The sequence below is a fragment of the Klebsiella sp. LY genome, from assembly GCF_004010915.1.
Taxonomy (GTDB): domain Bacteria; phylum Pseudomonadota; class Gammaproteobacteria; order Enterobacterales; family Enterobacteriaceae; genus Klebsiella; species Klebsiella quasipneumoniae.
Genome location: NZ_CP022444.1, coordinates 1,058,633 through 1,078,092, shown reverse-complemented (window position 1 = coordinate 1,078,092; position 19,460 = coordinate 1,058,633). Strand labels below are relative to the sequence as shown.

At 59.9% G+C, this 19,460-nt stretch carries 18 protein-coding genes and 1 pseudogene; 17 read left to right on the top strand and 2 right to left on the bottom strand.

Annotated features, from left to right (window positions below):
* Positions 1 to 31 precede the first annotated feature (31 nt).
* The 5 genes from aroC to CE636_RS07960 are packed head-to-tail and all read left to right on the top strand — an operon-like array spanning position 32 to position 3,614.
* On the top strand, positions 32 to 1,117 hold the full coding sequence (gene aroC / locus CE636_RS07980) for a chorismate synthase (RefSeq protein ID WP_017899506.1): 1,086 nt from the start codon (positions 32 to 34) through the stop codon (positions 1,115 to 1,117).
* Positions 1,118 to 1,119: 2 nt separating this feature from the next.
* Positions 1,120 to 1,944, top strand: a complete 825-nt coding sequence (mepA, locus tag CE636_RS07975) for a penicillin-insensitive murein endopeptidase (protein WP_017899507.1) — start codon at positions 1,120 to 1,122, stop codon at positions 1,942 to 1,944.
* Positions 1,944 to 2,753 (top strand): sulfite exporter TauE/SafE family protein, encoded by an 810-nt coding sequence (locus CE636_RS07970; protein ID WP_004201787.1) that lies wholly within the window; start codon positions 1,944 to 1,946, stop codon positions 2,751 to 2,753. The genes mepA and CE636_RS07970 overlap by 1 nt, the downstream gene beginning before the upstream one ends.
* Positions 2,753 to 3,301 (top strand): elongation factor P hydroxylase, encoded by a 549-nt coding sequence (locus CE636_RS07965; protein WP_017899508.1) that lies wholly within the window; start codon positions 2,753 to 2,755, stop codon positions 3,299 to 3,301. Before CE636_RS07970 ends, CE636_RS07965 begins: the two co-directional genes overlap by 1 nt.
* A gap of 31 nt (positions 3,302 to 3,332) precedes the next feature.
* Positions 3,333 to 3,614, top strand: a complete 282-nt coding sequence (locus CE636_RS07960; RefSeq protein ID WP_017899509.1) for a YfcL family protein — start codon at positions 3,333 to 3,335, stop codon at positions 3,612 to 3,614.
* A gap of 61 nt (positions 3,615 to 3,675) precedes the next feature.
* On the opposite strand, the gene mnmC is transcribed toward CE636_RS07960, so the two are convergent.
* Positions 3,676 to 5,664 carry a bifunctional tRNA (5-methylaminomethyl-2-thiouridine)(34)-methyltransferase MnmD/FAD-dependent 5-carboxymethylaminomethyl-2-thiouridine(34) oxidoreductase MnmC gene (mnmC, locus tag CE636_RS07955; RefSeq protein WP_025999169.1) on the bottom strand — a complete coding sequence of 663 codons (1,989 nt, stop codon included), beginning with the start codon at positions 5,662 to 5,664 and terminating at the stop codon, positions 3,676 to 3,678.
* Positions 5,665 to 5,822: 158 nt separating this feature from the next.
* Here mnmC and fabB point away from each other — a divergent pair, with 158 nt between their 5' ends.
* Together fabB and CE636_RS07945 are read left to right on the top strand one after the other, a co-directional pair.
* Positions 5,823 to 7,043, top strand: a complete 1,221-nt coding sequence (fabB, locus tag CE636_RS07950) for a beta-ketoacyl-ACP synthase I (protein ID WP_002913291.1) — start codon at positions 5,823 to 5,825, stop codon at positions 7,041 to 7,043.
* Positions 7,044 to 7,252: 209 nt separating this feature from the next.
* Positions 7,253 to 8,427: pseudogene (locus tag CE636_RS07945) on the top strand (MFS transporter).
* 86 nt (positions 8,428 to 8,513) lie between these two features.
* On the opposite strand, the gene flk reads toward CE636_RS07945, so the two are convergent.
* Positions 8,514 to 9,491, bottom strand: coding sequence for a flagella biosynthesis regulator Flk (gene flk, locus CE636_RS07940; protein ID WP_017899511.1), 978 nt, complete (start codon positions 9,489 to 9,491; stop codon positions 8,514 to 8,516).
* 110 nt (positions 9,492 to 9,601) lie between these two features.
* Here flk and pdxB point away from each other — a divergent pair, with 110 nt between their 5' ends.
* The 10 genes from pdxB (at position 9,602) to CE636_RS07890 (ending at position 19,427) form a co-directional block, all read left to right on the top strand.
* On the top strand, positions 9,602 to 10,738 hold the full coding sequence (gene pdxB, locus CE636_RS07935) for a 4-phosphoerythronate dehydrogenase PdxB (RefSeq protein ID WP_004201779.1): 1,137 nt from the start codon (positions 9,602 to 9,604) through the stop codon (positions 10,736 to 10,738).
* Between the two features lie 63 nt (positions 10,739 to 10,801).
* Positions 10,802 to 11,815: an aspartate-semialdehyde dehydrogenase gene (locus CE636_RS07930; protein ID WP_017899512.1), complete on the top strand. Its 1,014-nt coding sequence runs from the start codon at positions 10,802 to 10,804 to the stop codon at positions 11,813 to 11,815.
* Entirely contained in the window at positions 11,815 to 12,627 is an 813-nt protein-coding gene (gene truA / locus CE636_RS07925) for a tRNA pseudouridine(38-40) synthase TruA (protein WP_017899513.1), read from the top strand. The genes CE636_RS07930 and truA overlap by 1 nt, the downstream gene beginning before the upstream one ends.
* Positions 12,628 to 12,653: 26 nt before the next feature.
* The gene (locus tag CE636_RS07920; RefSeq protein ID WP_002913221.1) at positions 12,654 to 13,313 is read left to right on the top strand and encodes a DedA family protein; all 660 of its coding nucleotides are present in this window, start codon (positions 12,654 to 12,656) and stop codon (positions 13,311 to 13,313) included.
* Between the two features lie 185 nt (positions 13,314 to 13,498).
* Positions 13,499 to 14,419: an acetyl-CoA carboxylase, carboxyltransferase subunit beta gene (gene accD / locus CE636_RS07915; RefSeq protein WP_004201773.1), complete on the top strand. Its 921-nt coding sequence runs from the start codon at positions 13,499 to 13,501 to the stop codon at positions 14,417 to 14,419.
* A 75-nt stretch (positions 14,420 to 14,494) separates the two neighbouring features.
* On the top strand, positions 14,495 to 15,763 hold the full coding sequence (gene folC / locus CE636_RS07910) for a bifunctional tetrahydrofolate synthase/dihydrofolate synthase (protein WP_017899514.1): 1,269 nt from the start codon (positions 14,495 to 14,497) through the stop codon (positions 15,761 to 15,763).
* Entirely contained in the window at positions 15,753 to 16,439 is a 687-nt protein-coding gene (dedD, locus tag CE636_RS07905; protein WP_004201770.1) for a cell division protein DedD, read from the top strand. The genes folC and dedD overlap by 11 nt, the downstream gene beginning before the upstream one ends.
* A 217-nt stretch (positions 16,440 to 16,656) precedes the next feature.
* Complete coding sequence (gene cvpA, locus CE636_RS07900) at positions 16,657 to 17,145, top strand: colicin V production protein (protein ID WP_002913214.1); 489 nt, start codon at positions 16,657 to 16,659, stop codon at positions 17,143 to 17,145.
* 33 nt (positions 17,146 to 17,178) lie between these two features.
* The gene (gene purF / locus CE636_RS07895; protein ID WP_004180758.1) at positions 17,179 to 18,696 is read left to right on the top strand and encodes an amidophosphoribosyltransferase; all 1,518 of its coding nucleotides are present in this window, start codon (positions 17,179 to 17,181) and stop codon (positions 18,694 to 18,696) included.
* Positions 18,697 to 18,833: 137 nt separating this feature from the next.
* Complete coding sequence (locus CE636_RS07890; protein ID WP_017899515.1) at positions 18,834 to 19,427, top strand: UbiX family flavin prenyltransferase; 594 nt, start codon at positions 18,834 to 18,836, stop codon at positions 19,425 to 19,427.
* Positions 19,428 to 19,460 lie beyond the last annotated feature (33 nt).

The window sequence follows — 19,460 nt, the reverse complement described above, 5'->3', positions numbered from 1 at the left end:
CGCCAACATAACGACAAATAATGGAGCCGTGATGGCAGGAAATACAATTGGACAACTCTTTCGCGTCACCACCTTCGGCGAGTCGCACGGCCTGGCGCTTGGCTGCATCGTTGATGGTGTGCCGCCGGGCATTCCGCTGACCGAAGCCGATCTGCAGCACGACCTCGATCGTCGTCGCCCGGGCACCTCGCGTTACACCACGCAGCGTCGCGAGCCGGATCAGGTCAAAATCCTCTCCGGCGTCTTCGAAGGCGTCACCACCGGGACCAGTATCGGGCTGCTGATTGAGAACACCGATCAGCGTTCGCAGGATTACGGCGCGATCAAAGATCTGTTTCGTCCTGGCCATGCGGATTACACCTACGAACAAAAGTATGGTCTACGCGACTATCGTGGCGGCGGTCGCTCCTCCGCCCGCGAAACCGCGATGCGCGTGGCGGCCGGGGCGATTGCCAAAAAATTCCTCGCCGCGAAGTTCGGCATCGTCATTCGCGGTTGCCTGACGCAGATGGGCGACATTCCGCTGGCCATTAAGGACTGGGAACAGGTTGAACAGAATCCCTTCTTCTGCCCGGATCCGGAGAAAATCGACGCTCTCGATGAACTGATGCGCGGTCTGAAAAAAGAGGGCGACTCCATTGGCGCCAAAGTTACCGTCGTTGCCGACGGCGTACCGCCGGGCCTTGGCGAGCCGGTCTTTGACCGCCTTGACGCCGATATCGCCCATGCGCTGATGAGCATCAACGCCGTGAAAGGCGTGGAGATTGGCGACGGTTTCGAGGTGGTGAAGCTGCGCGGCAGCGAAAACCGCGATGAGATCACCAAAGCCGGATTCCAGAGCAACCACGCCGGCGGCATTCTTGGCGGCATCAGCAGCGGTCAGCAGATCGTTGCCAACATCGCGCTGAAGCCGACCTCCAGTATTACCGTTCCCGGTCATACCATTAACCGCTTTGGCGAAGAGGTGGAGATGATCACCAAAGGGCGTCACGATCCGTGCGTCGGCATTCGCGCCGTACCGATCGCTGAGGCCATGCTGGCGATCGTTTTAATGGATCATTTTATGCGTCAGCGCGCGCAGAATGGCGACGTGACGACGACAATTCCACGCTGGTAACCATGAAAAACACCGTTATCGCCCTGTTGGCGCTGCTGGCCAGCGCCGGCAGCCTGGCCGCCACGCCATGGCAGAAGATATCCCAGCCAATCGGCGGCAGCGCGCAGTCGATTGGCGCGTTCTCCAATGGCTGTATCGTTGGCGCCGAGGCGCTGCCGCTGAACGCTGTCGGCTATCAGGTGATGCGTACCGATCAGCGGCGCTACTTCGGTCATCCGGATCTGATTCAGTTTATTCAGCGCCTGGGCAATCAGGTGCACAATAAAGGCATGGGGACCGTGCTGATTGGCGACATGGGGATGCCGGCAGGCGGCCGTTTTAACGGCGGCCACGCCAGCCATCAGACGGGCCTCGATGTCGATATCTTCCTCCAGCTGCCGCAGACGCGCTGGACATCGTCCCAGCTGCTGAAGCCTCAGGCCCTGGATCTGGTCGCCAGCGATGGCAAACGCGTGGTACCGTCGCTGTGGAGTCCGCAAATCAGCCAGCTGATCAAGCTGGCGGCGGAAGATAGCGAGGTGACCCGTATCTTCGTCAACCCGGCGATTAAACAGCAGCTGTGCCTGGACGCGGGAAGCGACCGCCAGTGGCTGCGCAAAGTTCGTCCCTGGTTCCAGCATCGCGCCCATATGCACGTCCGTCTGCGCTGCCCGGCAGGCAGCCTGGAGTGCGAAGATCAGGCGCCACCGCCGGCCGGCGATGGCTGCGGAGCGGAGCTGCAGAGCTGGTTCGAGCCACCTAAACCCGGGTCTACCCCACCTGTGAAGAAGACGCCGCCGCCGTTGCCGCCTTCCTGCCAGGCGCTACTGGATGAACATGTGCTGTAATGGATAGTTTTATCGAGTTGTTTTCCGTATCGCCGCTGGTGCTGGTGGTGCTTTTTTTTGTCGCCATCCTGGCCGGTTTTATTGATTCACTGGCCGGGGGCGGGGGCTTACTGACCGTGCCGGCGCTTATGGCGGCAGGCATGCCGCCGGCCCAGGCGCTGGCGACCAATAAGCTGCAGGCCTGCGGCGGATCGCTGTCGGCGACCCTCTACTTTGTCCGGCGCAAGGTGGTCAATCTCGCCGATCAGAAGCTGAATATTCTGATGACCTTTATCGGTTCAACCGCCGGCGCGCTGCTGGTCCAGCACGTGCAGTCCGATATTCTTAAGCAGATCCTGCCGTTGCTGGTGATCGGCATCGGTCTCTATTTTCTGCTGATGCCGAAACTGGGCGAAGCGGACCGGCAGCGTCGGCTCTACGGTCTGCCGTTTGCGCTGGTCGCTGGCGGCAGCGTCGGGTTTTACGACGGTTTTTTCGGCCCCGGCGCCGGTTCGTTTTATGCGCTGGCGTTTGTCACCCTCGCCGGGTTTAACCTGGCGAAGTCGACGGCCCACGCCAAACTGCTCAACGCCACCTCGAACGTCGGCGGCCTGCTGCTGTTTATTATCGGCGGGAAGGTTATCTGGGCCACCGGCTTTGTGATGATGGCCGGACAATTTATTGGCGCCCGCGCCGGCTCCCGGCTGGTGCTGAGTAAAGGGCAATCGCTGATCCGACCGATGATCGTTATCGTCTCGGCGGTGATGAGCGCGAAGCTTCTCTACGACAGCCACGGGGCGGAGATTTTGCAGTGGTTGGGAATTCATTAATGCAACAGCAACACCATTATCAGCAGCTGATCGATCTCTTCGATAGCTGCTTTGCCGCAGATTTTAATACTCGCCTGGTGAAAGGCGACGATGAGCCGATCTACCTTCCGGCAGACGATGGCACGCCATATCACCGTATCGTCTTCGCGCACGGTTTTTTTGCCAGCGCCCTGCACGAGATCTCCCACTGGTGTATCGCCGGCAAAGCCCGCCGCGAGCTGGTGGATTTCGGCTACTGGTACTGCCCGGACGGTCGCGATGCAATGACCCAAAGCCAGTTTGAGGACGTCGAGGTGAAACCGCAGGCCCTGGAGTGGCTGTTCTGCGTGGCGGCGGGATTTCCGTTTAACGTCAGCTGTGACAATCTGGAAGGTGACGTCGAACCCGATCGCATCGCCTTTCAGCGCCGGGTACATGCCCAGGTGATGACTCTGCTTGAACAAGGGATCCCCGAACGTCCGGCGCGTCTTATTCGCGCACTACAACACTATTATCAAACGCCGCCATTGACGGCAGAACACTTTCCGTGGCCGGAAGACCTGCACTAAGGCCACACATTACATGACAAGAGGTAAGACGATGATCGCGGAGTTTGAATCACGCATTCTGGCGCTGATTGACAACATGGTAGACCACGCCAGTGATGATGAACTGTTTGCCGGCGGTTATCTGCGCGGCCACCTGACGCTGGCGGTGGCTGAGCTGGAAGGTGAGGGCGAGCATTCAGCTGAAGCGATACACAGCAAAGTCAGCCATAGCCTGGAGAAAGCCATCGGCGCTGGCGAGCTGTCGCCGCCGGACCAAATTCTGGTGCAGGGCATGTGGGAAAACCTGTATCTGCAGGCAAAAAATCAGGCCTGAGCCATGTTGTAGCCCGGGTCAGGCGTCAGCCGTACCCGGGAAATTGCCTGCCCTCATGGTTTTATTTCACCGCTTTTCCCTTCAGCAGTTTTCTCACCCATAGCCGATTCGGATTCAGCGCCGCCAGGGTGTCGCTATCCAGCGGCAGTGGTTCAGCGCTCATCTGCGCCGCCAGTATCTCAGCGCTTAACGGCGCGGTGCAAATGCCTCGCGATCCGAGGGCGCCAAGCATAAACAGGTTATGAAAGACCGGCGCGCTACCGGCGCTATCCTGCCGTTCGTGGAGGTCGGCGTATTGCGTCAATGTCGCCGCATAGTCCGGGACGTTGCCGACCATCGGCAGATGATCGCGGGTGGCGCAGCGCACGCCGCAGCGGGCGTCACTGGCGCTGATATCCACGTCCTGCGGCCACTCCGCGCCCGGGAAGCAGTCGATCAGCCGTTGCCGGTTGTGCTGCTGATCTTCTTCGCTGAAGGTGGTGTCGGTTTTGCCGCGATGGTAGCTGGCGCCAATACAATGCTGCTGGTTTTGCGGATTCTGCGGCGTCAGGTAGCCATCGTAGCACAGCACCTGGCGCAAGGCGGAAAGCCGCGGGGTGGTGGGTATATGGCTGACCTGGCCACCCACGGGATAGACGGGCAACGGCGCGGTTTGCGCAAAATCCGCGATGCGGTGGCCGTTGGCCAGCACGACCGCCTGATGATAGCGCTGGTGGTTGAGCAGCCAGCCATCGCCTTCTGCACTCAGCGTCTCGACCTGATAACCATAATGCACGTGCAGACCGCGAGTTGCCGCCAGCGCCAGCAGCTCGGCGGTGAGCTGCTGTGGATACAGCCAACCGCCGGCCGGATAGGTTATGCCGCCGCAGCCGGTCTCGACGCCGGTCAGCTCCGCGGCCTGATCCGCCGTCACCGCGCAGGCGATATCAGGGGGCAACTCCAGGGCCAGCATCTGGGCGATTTTGTGCGCGCTTTTTTCATCCCAGCCAAGCTGGGTGACCCCGCACCATTGATGATCGAACAGCACCGGCAGCGCGTCGTAGGTGCGGCGGGCGAAGGTAAAGGCGGCCGGGAAAAAGCGCGCCAGCGCCGGATCGTGCTGGCTTAACAGCGGGTAGAGCGCGCCCTGGCGATTACCGGAGGCGCCCTGCGCCGGGGCGTCGTCCGCGCAGTAGAGGGTCACCTGCCAGCCGCGACGCAGCAGCGCCAGGGAGAGCAGGGCGCTGGCGATACCGCCGCCGACGATGGCCGCTTCGCGGGCCTCGCTGCCTCGGCGGGCGAACCAGGGCGCGCGCGCCGGAAAGGCCAGCGTTTGCGCCATCTCGCCGGTCAGCATCTCCCGTTTGCGGCCGAAGCCCTTGGTTTTACGCAGAGTAAATCCGGCTTCCTGCAGGCCGCGGCGGACAAAACCGGCGGAGGTAAAAGTGGCCAACGTTCCGCCGGGACGCGCCAGGCGCGCCATGGCATTGAACAGATCCTGGGTCCACATGTCGGGATTTTTCGCCGGGGCAAAGCCGTCGAGAAACCAGGCGTCCACCTGCTGATTCAGCGAATCATCCAGCTCTCTGGTCAGCTCGTTGATATCGCCAAACCACAGATCGAGCGTCACCCGTCCGCCGTCGAGCAGCAGACGATGGCACCCGGCGAAGGCCGAAGGCCATTGCGCCTGCAGCTGTTCTGCCCATGGGGCCAGCTCTGGCCAGCGCTGGTGCGCCAGGCGGAGATCTTCCGCCTTCAGCGGATATTTCTCAAAACTGATGAAATGTAACCTTTGCAGGGTAACGTCCGGGTTATCGCGAACAAAAACGTCAAACGCCTGCCAGAGAGTGAGGAAATTGAGCCCGGTGCCGAAGCCGCTCTCCGCGACGATCAACAGCGGGCGAGGGTGGCTGGAGAAGCGCTCCGGCAGGCGATTTCCGCCGAGAAAGACGTAGCGCGTCTCTTCCAGACCGTTGTCATTGGAAAAGTAAACATCGTCGAAATCTCGGGAAACAGGTGTACCCTCAGCATTGAATTCCAGGTTGGCGGGTTGTATAGCGTTTTGTTTCACGTAAGTTACTCGAATCACAAGGCGTAGCGCGATCTTAGCGATGTGTGCCTGAGGGCGCAAATTTATACACAAAATGTCTGATCGGACTTGTTCGGCGTACAAGTGTACGCTATTGTGCGACACGAAACTTAAAATAGTGAGACTTACAGAGGTATTTAATGAAACGTGCAGTGATTACTGGCTTGGGCATCGTTTCCAGCATCGGTAATAACCAGCAGGAAGTCCTGGCATCTCTGCGTGAAGGACGTTCAGGGATCACTTTCTCTCAGGAGCTTAAAGATTCAGGGATGCGCAGCCACGTATGGGGCAACGTCAAACTGGATACCACTGGCCTCATTGACCGCAAAGTAGTGCGCTTCATGAGCGACGCCTCCATCTATGCTTACCTGTCCATGGAACAGGCCGTTGCCGACGCAGGTCTGGCGCCGGAAGCATACCAGAATAACCCGCGTGTCGGCCTGATCGCAGGCTCCGGCGGCGGCTCCCCGAAATTCCAGGTCTTCGGCGCTGATGCCATGCGTAGCCCGCGTGGTCTGAAAGCCGTGGGTCCGTATGTGGTCACCAAAGCGATGGCTTCCGGCGTTTCCGCCTGCCTCGCCACGCCGTTTAAAATCCACGGCGTTAACTACTCCATCAGCTCCGCCTGCGCCACTTCCGCACACTGCATCGGTAATGCGGTAGAGCAGATTCAGCTGGGCAAACAGGATATCGTCTTTGCCGGCGGCGGCGAAGAGCTGTGCTGGGAAATGGCCTGCGAGTTCGACGCCATGGGCGCGCTGTCCACCAAATACAACGACACTCCAGAAAAAGCCTCCCGCACCTATGACGCCAACCGTGACGGCTTCGTTATCGCCGGCGGCGGCGGTATGGTCGTGGTGGAAGAGCTGGAACATGCTCTGGCGCGCGGCGCGCACATCTATGCCGAAATCGTCGGCTATGGCGCAACCTCCGATGGCGCAGACATGGTAGCTCCATCGGGTGAAGGCGCAGTGCGCTGTATGCAGATGGCGATGCACGGCGTGGATACCCCGATCGACTACCTGAACTCTCACGGCACCTCCACGCCGGTCGGCGACGTGAAAGAGCTGGGCGCGATCCGCGAAGTGTTCGGCGATAACAGCCCGGCTATCTCGGCGACCAAAGCGATGACCGGCCACTCGCTGGGCGCGGCGGGCGTACAGGAAGCTATCTACTCCCTGCTGATGCTGGAGCACGGCTTTATCGCGCCGAGCATCAACGTCGAAGAGCTGGACGAGCAGGCAGCCGGCCTGAACATCGTCACCAAACCGACTGACGCTAAGCTGACCACCGTGATGTCCAACAGCTTCGGCTTCGGCGGCACCAACGCCACGCTGGTGATGCGTAAATACAACGCCTAATCAGCACGCGATGCACTGAGGGGAGCCACCGGCTCCCCTTTTTTGTCATCTTGACAGGGTAAGGTCCCGCAGGCACACTGCTGGCGAATCCATTAGTCTCTCCACTAATGCGTAAGCGTTTAACGTCAACCAACGCGCCTTAACCCTGATAGTCAGGTGGAGGGGGCGTGTCGCTTTGCTCGCCTTACTCTGCGAATCTGGAGTAATGCATGTCCGCAGTCACTGAAACAACATCTCATTCTTCCGCGAATTTTTCGCTTTTTCGCATTACATTCGCCGTCTTTTTGACCTATATGACCGTCGGTTTGCCGCTGCCGGTGATCCCGCTGTTTGTCCATCAGGAGCTGGGATTTGGTAATACTGTGGTCGGCGTGGCGGTGGGGATCCAGTTCCTCGCCACCGTTCTGACCCGCGGCTACGCCGGGCGTCTGGCAGACCAGTACGGCGCCAAACGTTCCGTCCTGCAGGGGATGCTGGCCTGCGCCCTGGCCGGTGCGGCCTGGCTGGCCGCTGCGCTGCTGCCGCTGCCGGTGTTCGCGAAGCTGGGCCTGTTGCTGCTGGGCCGCCTGATCCTCGGGTTTGGCGAAAGCCAGCTGCTGACCGGCAACCTGAGCTGGGGGATGGGCCTGGTGGGGCCGGCCCGCTCCGGCAAAGTGATGTCATGGAACGGCATGGCGATGTACGGTTCGCTGGCGGTGGGCGCCCCGCTGGGATTGTTAATATATAGCCATTTTGGCGTGGCGGTCCTCGCCTGCGTCACCATGACACTGCCGCTCGTCGCCTGGCTCATCAACGGGACGGTGCGCAAAGTGGCGGCGCACGGAGGCGAGCGGCCTTCACTGTGGAGCGTCATCGGCATGATCTGGCGGCCGGGGATTGGTCTGGGCCTGCAGGGCGTCGGCTTTGCGGTGATCGGCACCTTCGTCTCCCTCTATTTTGCCAGCCATCACTGGCCGATGGCCGGCTTTACCCTGACGGCGTTTGGCGGCGCTTTTGTGCTGATGCGGGTGCTGTTCGGCTGGATGCCGGATCGGTTTGGCGGCGTTAAAGTGGCGATGGTCTCGCTGCTGATAGAGGCGGTCGGTCTGACGCTGCTGGGGCTGGCGTCGGGCGTCTGGGTAGCGCTGGCCGGCGCGGCGCTGACCGGATGCGGCTGTTCGCTTATTTTCCCGTCGCTTGGCGTGGAGGTGGTGAAGCGCGTCCCGGCGCAGGTGCGCGCACTGCGCTCGGCGGCTATGCGGCCTTTCAGGATATCTCTTATGGCCTGACCGGGCCGCTGACCGGTCTACTGGCCACTTCGCTGGGCTACTCGTCGGTATTTCTTGCCGGCGCCCTCTGCGCGGCGCTGGGGATCCTCGTCACCCTCATCTCATTTCGCCGCTAGGTTGTTGTCCGGCCTGAAACCGCTGTAGTCAACACCGTGGCGTTTGGCATGAAAGGGAGCCGTGAACGCCACCTGTGCCTGCTGGGCTACAGCAGGAGCCACAGCACCAGGAGCAGGACAACCGCGCCCAGCGCCAGCTGCCAGGGCTTAGCGGCCCATGTCCGCCTGGTCACGGGCTCCTCCTGCGGGATCGCCAGCGTCTCCTGGGCGCGGGCTACCCGCAGCACAAACACCTTGTTCAACAGCGCCAGGATCTGCGCCGGGCTCAGCGTGGTCTGCGGCGTAACCTGCCAGTTGCGACGGGCAAAGTCGACAATCTTCTGCCACTCTGCGGCCTCCAGCGGCTGCTTGAGCGCTCCCTGCAGCGAGGTCAGCGTCGGCGCGGTTTGCGCGCTGAGGGTCTGCCGCGCCTGTAGCCAGTAGGAAAGCGGCGTGAAGTGCGTCGCCGGGATCAGCTCCCCGGACTTGACGCCGCAAAGTTCCAGCATGGACTGCCAAATCAGCTTGCTTGGTTCGCCAGTGGCGGCCGCCAGCTTCGTCACCAGCTGATTGAGCGTGTTGTGCTCGGCTGGCAACAGCGGGCGGAGGGTCGGCGGGCGCTGCTGCGGCTGCGGGATAGACAGCTGACCACGCTGCAGCAGATGCAGAATGTGCTCCAGTTGCGTCTGGCTGAGGGCATGCAGCGCCGTTTGCCCATAATGCTGACGAATATAATCGCTCACCGCCTGGCGGTTATTGCCCTGGCCGAGCAGATCGCTGAGCTGCGCCAGGGTCTGGCGATGATGATGATTGTCCTGCGCGGCGGCTAAGCGCTGGTTGAGACTGGCCTCTGCGGCGCTGAAATGGCGGGCCAGCAGGGGCGTGTCGCCTTTTAGTCCGAGATCATGTTTGACGCAGGCCCACACTTCCGCATTCTGCTGCGAGGTCAGCGCCACCAGGCGCGTGATCAATCGCTCCAGGACGGTGCGTTGCTGCATGGAAAGCGAAGGTTCGCCGGTGGCGGCAGTGCCTGATGGGCCTCGCCCAGGAGGACGGTCTGGCATATCTGCAAGGGGGTGCGTCATGATTCATCCTTTCGATATCGCGGTACTGGAACCAGGTGATGAGTATGCCTGGCGGCCAGATTATGGCACACTTCCCCGGTTAACTCTCGTTCTCAGACAGGTACTGAACTGTGAAAATCCTCGTTGATGAAAATATGCCCTATGCCCGTGAGCTTTTTAGCCGTTTAGGCGACGTGCAGGCGATCCCGGGCCGCCCGGTTCCGGCCGATGCCCTGACCGATGCGGATGCCTTAATGGTGCGCTCGGTCACCCGGGTCAATGAAGCATTGCTTGCCGGCAAGGCCATCAGGTTCGTCGGCACCGCGACCGCAGGCACCGATCATGTCGATCAGGCGTGGCTGCAGCAGGCGGGGATTGGTTTCTCCGCGGCGCCCGGCTGCAACGCCATCGCGGTGGTGGAGTATGTCTTTTCAGCGCTGCTGATGCTGGCTGAACGTGACGGCTTCGCGCTGCGCGATCGCACCGTCGGGATCGTCGGCGTCGGTAACGTCGGCGGGCGGCTGCAAAAGCGCCTGGAGGCGTTGGGTATCAAAACCCTGCTTTGCGATCCCCCGCGTGCCGACCGCGGCGACGAAGGCGACTTCCGCTCCCTCGACGATCTGGTCCAGCAAGCTGATGTCATCACCTTCCATACCCCGCTGTATAAAGAAGGGCAATATAAAACCCTGCATCTGGCGGATGAGGCGCTGATTAGCCGCCTGAAGCCCGGAACGATTTTGATCAACGCCTGCCGCGGGCCGGTGGTGGATAACGCTGCGTTGCTGAAACGACTGGAAGCCGGTCAGTCCCTAAGCGTGGTGCTGGACGTTTGGGAGCCGGAGCCGGATCTCAACGTAGAGCTTCTTAAGCGAGTGGATATCGGCACGGCGCATATCGCCGGCTATACCCTTGAAGGGAAGGCGCGCGGGACGACGCAGGTGTTCGAAGCCTATAGCGCCTTTATCGGCCATCCGCAGCAGGTGGCGCTGGATACCCTGTTGCCGGCCCCGGAGTTTGGCCGCATCACCCTGCATGGCCCGCTCGATCAGCCGACGCTGAAAAGACTGGTTCATTTGGTGTATGATGTGCGCCGCGATGATGCGCCGCTGCGGAAGGTGGCGGGCGTCGCCGGTGAATTCGACAAGCTGCGTAAAAATTATCAGGAACGTCGCGAATGGTCTTCGCTGTACGTGCAGTGCAGCGATGAGCAGGCGGCGGCCCTGTTGCGCCAGCTCGGTTTTAACGCCGTGCATCATCCTGTTCGTTAATGTCTTCTTAATGCCCCTGCCGGATACTCCGGCAGGGCCGCTTTATTTCTGGAGTAAACCACCATGTCTGAAGGCTGGAATATTGCCGTACTGGGCGCAACGGGCGCCGTAGGCGAAGCCCTGCTCGAAACTCTTGCTGAACGCCAGTTCCCGGTGGGGGAGATTTTTGCTCTGGCGCGCAATGAAAGCGCGGGCGAACATCTGCGTTTTGGTGGCAAGTCGGTGATCGTCAAGGACGCCGCCGAGTTTGACTGGACCCAGGCCCAGCTGGCTTTCTTTGCCGCAGGCGCAGAAGCCAGTGCGGCGTATGTCGAAGATGCGACAAACGCCGGGTGTCTGGTTATCGATCTCAGCGGCCTGTTTGCGCTGGAGCCGGACGTACCGCTGGTGGTGCCGGACGTGAACCCGTTTGTGTTAGGCGATTACCGCAACCGCAATCTGATTGCGGTGCCCAACAGTCTGACCAGCCAGCTGCTGACGGCGCTCAAGCCGCTTATCGATCAGGGTGGACTGTCGCGCATTAGCGTCACTAACCTGCTCTCCGCCTCAGGGCAGGGGAAAAAAGCGGTGGATGCGCTGGCAGGGCAGAGCGCCAAGCTGTTGAACGGCATCCCCATCGATGAAGACGATTTCTTTGGCCGCCAGCTGGCGTTCAACATGCTGCCGCTGCTGCCGGATCTTGAAGGTAGCGTGCGCGAAGAGCGCCGTATCGTCGATGAAGCGCGCAAAATTCTGCAGGATGACGGGCTGATGATCTCCGCCAGCGTCGTCCAGTCGCCGGTCTTCTACGGCCATGCGCAGATGGTGAACTTTGAAGCAATGCGTCCGCTGGCGGCGGAAGAGGCGCGTGACGCCTTTACCCGCGGCGAGGAGATCGAACTGTCTGAAGAGGGCGAATTCCCCACTCAGGTTGGCGACGCCTCCGGTAACGCCCGTCTCTCCATCGGCTGCGTGCATAATGACTACGGCATGCCGGAGCAGGTCCAGTTCTGGTCGGTGGCGGATAACGTCCGCTTCGGCGGCGCGCTGATGGCGGTGAAGATCGCCGAGAAGCTGATTGAGGAGTACCTGTACTGATGTCTGAGATGGAGCAACAGCCGGTCTCTAAAATCGCGCTGGGCATCGAGTACGACGGTAGCAAATATTACGGCTGGCAGCGGCAAAACGAAGTGCGCAGCGTGCAGGAGAAGCTGGAAAAGGCGCTCTCGCAGGTGGCGAACGAACCGATTACCGTCTTTTGCGCCGGCCGCACCGACGCCGGTGTCCATGGCACCGGCCAGGTGGTGCATTTCGAAACCCGGGCGCAGCGTAAAGATGCCGCCTGGACGCTGGGGGTAAATGCGAATTTACCTGGTGACATCGCGGTGCGTTGGGTCAAACATGTACCGGCGGATTTTCATGCCCGGTTCAGCGCCACGGCGCGCCGCTATCGTTACGTCATCTATAATCATCGCCTGCGTCCGGCGGTATTGAGTCATGGCGTCACGCATTTTCACCAGCCGCTCGACGCCGCGCGCATGCAGCGCGCCGCGCAGTGTCTGCTGGGGGAGAATGACTTTACCTCGTTTCGCGCAGTGCAGTGCCAGTCGCGAACCCCGTGGCGCAACGTGATGCACATTAACGTTACCCGCTACGGCGCTTATGTGGTGGTGGATATCAAAGCGAATGCCTTTGTACATCATATGGTCAGGAATATTGTGGGCAGCCTGATGGAAATCGGCGCCGGAAACCAGCCGGAGAGCTGGATGGCAGAACTGCTGGCAGCAAAAGACAGGACGCTCGCTGCGGCAACGGCAAAAGCGGAAGGGTTGTATCTGGTGTCGGTGGATTACCCGGCCCATTATGATTTACCGGTGCTGCCAATGGGCCCGCTGTTTCTGGCGGACTAATAGGGTCATTAAGGGTAAAGACAAACATGGACTTGATTCATTTTTTAATTGATTTCATCCTGCATATTGATGTGCACCTGGCCGAGCTGGTCGCCCAGTACGGCGTCTGGGTTTATGCCATTCTGTTTTTGATTCTGTTCTGCGAAACCGGGCTGGTGGTGACGCCGTTTCTGCCGGGAGATTCCCTGCTGTTCGTCGCGGGCGCGCTCTCGGCCCTGCCCACCAACGATCTTAATGTCCATCTGATGGTATTGCTGATGGTCATCGCGGCTATCGTCGGCGATGCGGTCAACTACACCATTGGCCGGCTGTTCGGCGAAAAGCTGTTCAGCAATCCGAACTCGAAGATTTTCCGTCGCAGCTATCTGGATAAAACCCATAGCTTCTATGAACGTCACGGTGGAAAAACCATTATCCTCGCGCGCTTTGTGCCGATAGTCCGAACCTTCGCGCCGTTTGTGGCGGGAATGGGGCATATGTCCTATCGTCATTTTGCGGCCTATAACGTCGTCGGGGCGCTGCTGTGGGTGCTGCTGTTCACCTACGCCGGCTATCTGTTTGGCGATCTGCCGGTGGTGCAGGAGAACCTTAAGCTGTTGATCGTGGCGATCATCGTGCTTTCCGTCCTGCCGGGCGTGATTGAGATTATTCGCCATAAGCGGGCGGCGGCGAAGCAGGCGAAGTAGTTTAGCCTGTGTTGCGCGTGACGGTGCAGAGCGTCACGCGCAGCGGTTTGACCACTTTTTTATCCCATGTTCCGGGATGATATGATTTAATGTGCAACATTCATGGTCTGTAAGAGGCAAAAATGGCATTATGCGCCCCTTACGACAAAACTGGCATCGACCAGGTTCAGGCAGAAAGGTTATCAATGAGCTGGATTGAACGAATTAAAAGCAACATCACTCCCACCCGCAAGGCGAGCATTCCTGAGGGTGTATGGACCAAGTGCGACAGCTGCGGTCAGGTACTCTACCGCGCCGAGCTGGAGCGCAACCTGGAGGTTTGTCCTAAGTGCGATCACCATATGCGCATGTCGGCGCGTAATCGCCTGCATAGCCTGTTGGATGAAGGTTCTCTGGTGGAACTGGGAAGCGAACTTGAGCCAAAAGATGTGCTGAAGTTCCGCGATTCAAAAAAATACAAAGACCGCCTGGCGTCCGCTCAAAAAGAGACGGGCGAGAAAGACGCGCTGGTGGTAATGAAAGGTACGCTCTACGCGATGCCGGTTGTGGCCGCCGCCTTTGAGTTCTCCTTTATGGGGGGATCGATGGGTTCCGTCGTTGGCGCACGCTTTGTGCGCGCGGTGGAGCAGGCGCTGGAAGATAACTGCCCGCTGATCTGCTTCTCCGCCTCCGGTGGCGCCCGTATGCAGGAAGCGCTGATGTCGCTGATGCAGATGGCGAAAACCTCCGCGGCGCTGGCGAAAATGCAGGAGCGCGGATTACCGTACATCTCTGTGCTGACCGACCCGACCATGGGCGGCGTATCGGCGAGCTTTGCGATGCTGGGTGACCTGAACATTGCCGAGCCGAAAGCGCTGATCGGCTTTGCCGGTCCTCGCGTCATTGAGCAGACCGTACGTGAGAAGCTGCCGCCGGGATTCCAGCGCAGTGAGTTCCTGATTGAAAAAGGGGCGATCGATATGATCGTTCGCCGTCCGGAAATGCGTCTCAAGCTGGCCAGCATTCTGGCGAAGCTGATGAACCTGCCGGCGCCGGTTGCCGCTTCGGAAACGCCTCATGAAGGCGTGGTGGTGCCGCCGGCACCGGATCAGGAACCCGAGGCCTGATAAAGCAGAGGGCAGGGCCTGGCGGCGCTGCCCTTTTTTATTCATACGCGTTAACCGTCAATTCTTGCGGGCATCATGGAAAAAGATCCTATTCCTCAGGCCACGTCGCCCCTGGCTACGTGGCTTTCTTATCTGGAACATCTGCACAGTAAAACCATCGACCTGGGGCTGGCGCGCGTCAGCGAGGTCGCGCGGCAGATGGATATCGTCAAACCGGCGCCGTTCGTCTTTACGGTCGCGGGTACCAATGGCAAAGGCACCACCTGCCGCACGCTGGAAACCGTCCTGATGGCGGCCGGCTATAAAGTGGGGGTCTACAGCTCTCCGCATCTGGTGCGTTACACCGAACGCGTGCGCATTCAGGGAGCGGAACTGCCGGAGGCGGCGCATACGGCCTCGTTTGCGGAGATTGAAGCGGCGCGGGGCGACATCTCGCTGACCTACTTTGAGTACGGCACGCTCTCTGCGCTATGGTTGTTTAAGCAGGCGCAGCTGGATGTGGTGATCCTGGAGGTGGGGCTCGGCGGCCGTCTCGACGCCACTAATATCGTGGATGCCGATGTCGCCGTGGTTACCAGCATCGCTCTCGATCATACCGACTGGCTGGGACCGGATCGCGAAAGTATCGGCCGGGAGAAAGCCGGTATCTTCCGTGCCGGAAAACCGGCGGTAGTAGGGGAGCCGGATATGCCGCACACCATTGCTGAAGTGGCGAGCGAGAAGGGCGCCCTGCTCCAGCGCCGCGGCGTCGACTGGCGCTATGAGGTGGAAGGCGAGACATGGTCTTTCCGCGACGCGGGCGGGGCGTTAAGCCGCCTGCCTCTGCCTCAGGTGCCGTTGCCGAACGCCGCCACGGCCGTGGCGGCGCTGCGCGCCAGCGGACTTGCCGTGGATGACGCTATCCTGCGCGCGGGGATCCGCGACGCGATGCTGCCGGGACGCTTTCAGATAATCAGCGACGCCCCGCGGGTGATCCTCGATGTGGCGCATAACCCGCACGCGGCGGCTTATCTCGCCGGGCGTCTCAAAACGTTAGCGAAAACGGGACGCGTGCTGGCGGTTATTGGTATGCTGCATGATAAGGACATTGCCGGCACGTTGGCCAATCTGGCACCGGAAGTCGACGCCTGGTACTGCGCGCCGCTGGAAGGGCCGCGCGGGGCGACGGCGGAGCAGCTGGTGGAACATTTGCGTGGCGGCACAGTCTATAGCAGCGTGGCGCAGGCGTGGCATGCGGCCATGGCTGACGCTAAAGTGGAAGATACCGTGCTGGTGTGTGGTTCGTTTCACACGGTCGCACAGGTTATGGAAGAGATAGACGCGGGGAGAATCGGTGGCGAGTAAGTTTCAGAACCGTTTAGTCGGGACAATCGTGCTGGTAGCGCTGGGGGTGATTATCCTGCCAGGGCTGCTGGACGGGCAGAAAAAGCATTACCAGGATGAGTTTGCCGCGATCCCGCTGGTGCCGAAACCGGGCGATCGTGATGAACCGGATATGCTGCCGGCGGCGACTCAGGCGCTGCCTTCGCAGCCGCCGGAAGGGGCGGCGGAAGAGGTGCGGGCGGGCGATGCCGCCGCGCCATCGTTAGATCCGTCGCGTATCCCGGTGAACAGCAACAGCTTCGATGACGTTCAGGAGCCGGTAGTGGCCGCGAAACCCCAGCCTAAACCTCAGCCGAAGCCGCAGCCGCAACAGCAGGCCGCGACGCCAACGCCGCCGCCTGCTAAGCCACAGCAGCAACAACCGCAGCAGCAGGCGGCCCTGCCGGCGCCGACCGGCAAAGCCTATGTGGTTCAGCTGGGCGCGTTGAAGAACGCCGATAAGGTGAACGAGATCGTTGGTAAACTGCGGGCCTCGGGCTTCAAAGTCTATACGTCGCCTTCGACGCCGGTACAGGGTAAAATTACCCGTATCCTCGTCGGGCCGGATGCGTCAAAAGACAAGCTTAAGGGCCAGCTGGGCGATCTGCAACAGATCTCCGGGCTCAGCGGGGTAGTGATGGGCTTCACCCCGAACTGATTGTTTTTTCCGCGATGCGGAAAGAACGCGGCGGGGCTAAACGCCCCGTGAACCCTGTCTCAGCCGCCCTGAAGAGGCGAAAGACAGTCTGGCGTTGAATGTTTTTTCAGCGCCATTTTTATTTCTGTAGGGCAAGGAAATCCCTACGCAAACGTTTTCTTTTTCTGTTAGAATGCGCCCCGAACTGGACGACAGGGCGTAAAATCGTGGGACGTATATGGTCTGGATTGATTACGCCATTATGGCGGTGCTGGGTCTTTCTTGCCTGGTCAGCCTGATCCGCGGCTTCGTTCGCGAAGCTTTATCGTTAGTCACGTGGGGTTGCGCGTTTTATGTCGCCAGCCACTACTACGCTGATCTGTCTGTCTGGTTTACGGGCTTTGAGGATGAACGGGTTCGAAATGGGATTGCTATTGCGGCGCTGTTTATCGTGACGCTCATCGTTGGCGCTATCGTGAACTATGTGATAGGCCAGTTGGTGGAGAAGACCGGTTTGTCAGGTACCGACAGGGTATTGGGGATCTGCTTCGGCGCGCTACGTGGGGTGCTGATCATCGCCGCTATTCTGTTCTTCCTTGACACCTTTACCGGGATGGCGAAGAGCGATGACTGGCATCAGTCGCAGTTTATTCCCTATTTTACCCCCGTCATCAGATGGTTTTTTGAATACCTGCAAAGCTCGTCAAGTTTCTTGCCTAAAGTATAGACTTTAGGTCGTTGCTGAACGAGGAAAAGACGTATGTGCGGTATTGTCGGTATCGCCGGTGTTATGCCGGTTAACCAGTCGATTTATGATGCGCTAACGGTGCTCCAGCACCGTGGACAGGATGCCGCTGGCATCATCACCATTGATGCCAACAACTGCTTCCGGTTGCGTAAGGCTAACGGGCTGGTAAGCGACGTATTCGAAGCCCGCCATATGCAGCGTATGCAGGGCAATATGGGGATTGGCCACGTGCGTTACCCCACGGCGGGCAGCTCCAGCGCCTCCGAAGCGCAGCCGTTTTACGTCAACTCGCCGTATGGCATCACGTTGGCGCATAACGGCAACCTGACCAACGCCCATGAGCTGCGTAAAAAGCTGTTTGAAGAAAAACGCCGCCACATCAATACCACCTCAGATTCCGAAATCCTCCTCAATATTTTCGCCAGTGAGCTGGATAACTTCCGTCACTACCCACTGGAAGCGGATAACATCTTTGCCGCGATTGCGGCGACCAACCGCTTGATCCGCGGCGCGTACGCTTGCGTGGCGATGATCATCGGTCATGGCATGGTGGCCTTCCGCGACCCGAACGGCATTCGTCCGCTGGTGCTGGGCAAACGTGACGTAGGCGATGGCCGCACCGAGTATATGGTGGCCTCGGAAAGCGTGGCGCTTGACACCCTTGGCTTTGAATTCCTGCGCGATGTGGCGCCGGGCGAAGCGGTTTATATTACCGAGAAGGGCCAGCTGTTTACCCGTCAGTGCGCCGATAACCCGGTCAGCAACCCGTGCCTGTTCGAGTACGTCTATTTTGCCCGTCCGGACTCGTTTATCGACAAAATTTCCGTCTACAGCGCCCGCGTTAATATGGGGACCAAGCTGGGCGAGAAGATTGCCCGCGAGTGGGAAGATCTGGATATTGACGTCGTTATCCCGATCCCGGAGACCTCCTGCGATATCGCGCTGGAGATCGCCCGCATCCTCGACAAGCCTTATCGACAGGGCTTCGTGAAGAACCGCTACGTCGGCCGCACATTTATCATGCCTGGCCAGCAGCTGCGTCGTAAGTCTGTGCGCCGCAAGCTCAACGCCAACCGTGCGGAGTTCCGCGATAAGAACGTGCTGCTGGTGGACGATTCCATCGTTCGCGGCACCACCTCGGAGCAGATCATCGAGATGGCGCGCGAAGCAGGGGCGAAAAAAGTGTATCTGGCCTCAGCCGCGCCGGAAATTCGTTTCCCGAACGTGTACGGTATCGATATGCCGACCGCCAACGAACTTATCGCTCATGGCCGCGAAGTGGATGAGATCCGCCAGATCATCGGCGCCGATGGCCTGATTTTCCAGGATCTCAACGATCTGATCGAGGCGGTGCGCGCGGAAAATCCGGATATTCAGCAGTTTGAATGTTCTGTGTTCAACGGCGTGTACGTCACCCGGGATGTCGACCAGCAGTACCTCGACTACCTCGATTCCCTGCGTAACGATGATGCCAAAGCGGTTCAGCTGCAGAACGAAGTCGAAAACCTCGAGATGCACAACGAGGGTTAAGCCGTTCACGCGTCGCGGGCCCGCCGTTCCTGATGGACGGCGGGCCTTTTTTTCGCCCGGCAACGGTGCGTCAATGGTTGCGCCAACGGCTATAATCCGGCAAAGTCTGCGGCACGACGCGCAAGGGGTAACAGAACGTGAAACGACTGATTATTGGCATTTCCGGCGCCAGCGGCGCCATCTATGGCGTGCGGATGCTGCAGGTGCTGCGGGATGTGCCGGATATTGAAACCCATCTGATCCTCAGTCAGGCGGCGCGCCAGACGCTGGCGATGGAGACCGACTTTACCGTGCGTGAAGTGCAGGCGCTGGCTGATGTGGTGCATGATGCCCGCGACATCGCCGCCAGTATCTCCTCCGGCTCGTTTAAAACCGCCGGGATGGTGATTTTACCCTGCTCAATGAAAACGCTCTCGGGTATTGTCCATAGCTACACGGATGGTCTGCTGACGCGGGCGGCGGATGTGGTGCTGAAGGAGCGTCGTCCGCTGGTGCTCTGCGTGCGGGAGACTCCGTTCCATCTTGGCCATCTGCGACTGCTGGTGCAGGCTGCGGAGCTGGGGGCGGTGATTATGCCGCCGGTGCCGGCCTTCTACCATCGGCCGCAAAGCCTGGATGATGTTATCAACCAGACCGTCAACCGGGTACTCGATCAGTTCGACATTAGCCTGGAACAAGACTTATTTACGCGCTGGCAAGGGTCACAGGATTGCACCAACCAGGTGCGATAAATGTACGCTTGCGCTGCGCTGGTGCAAATTTGT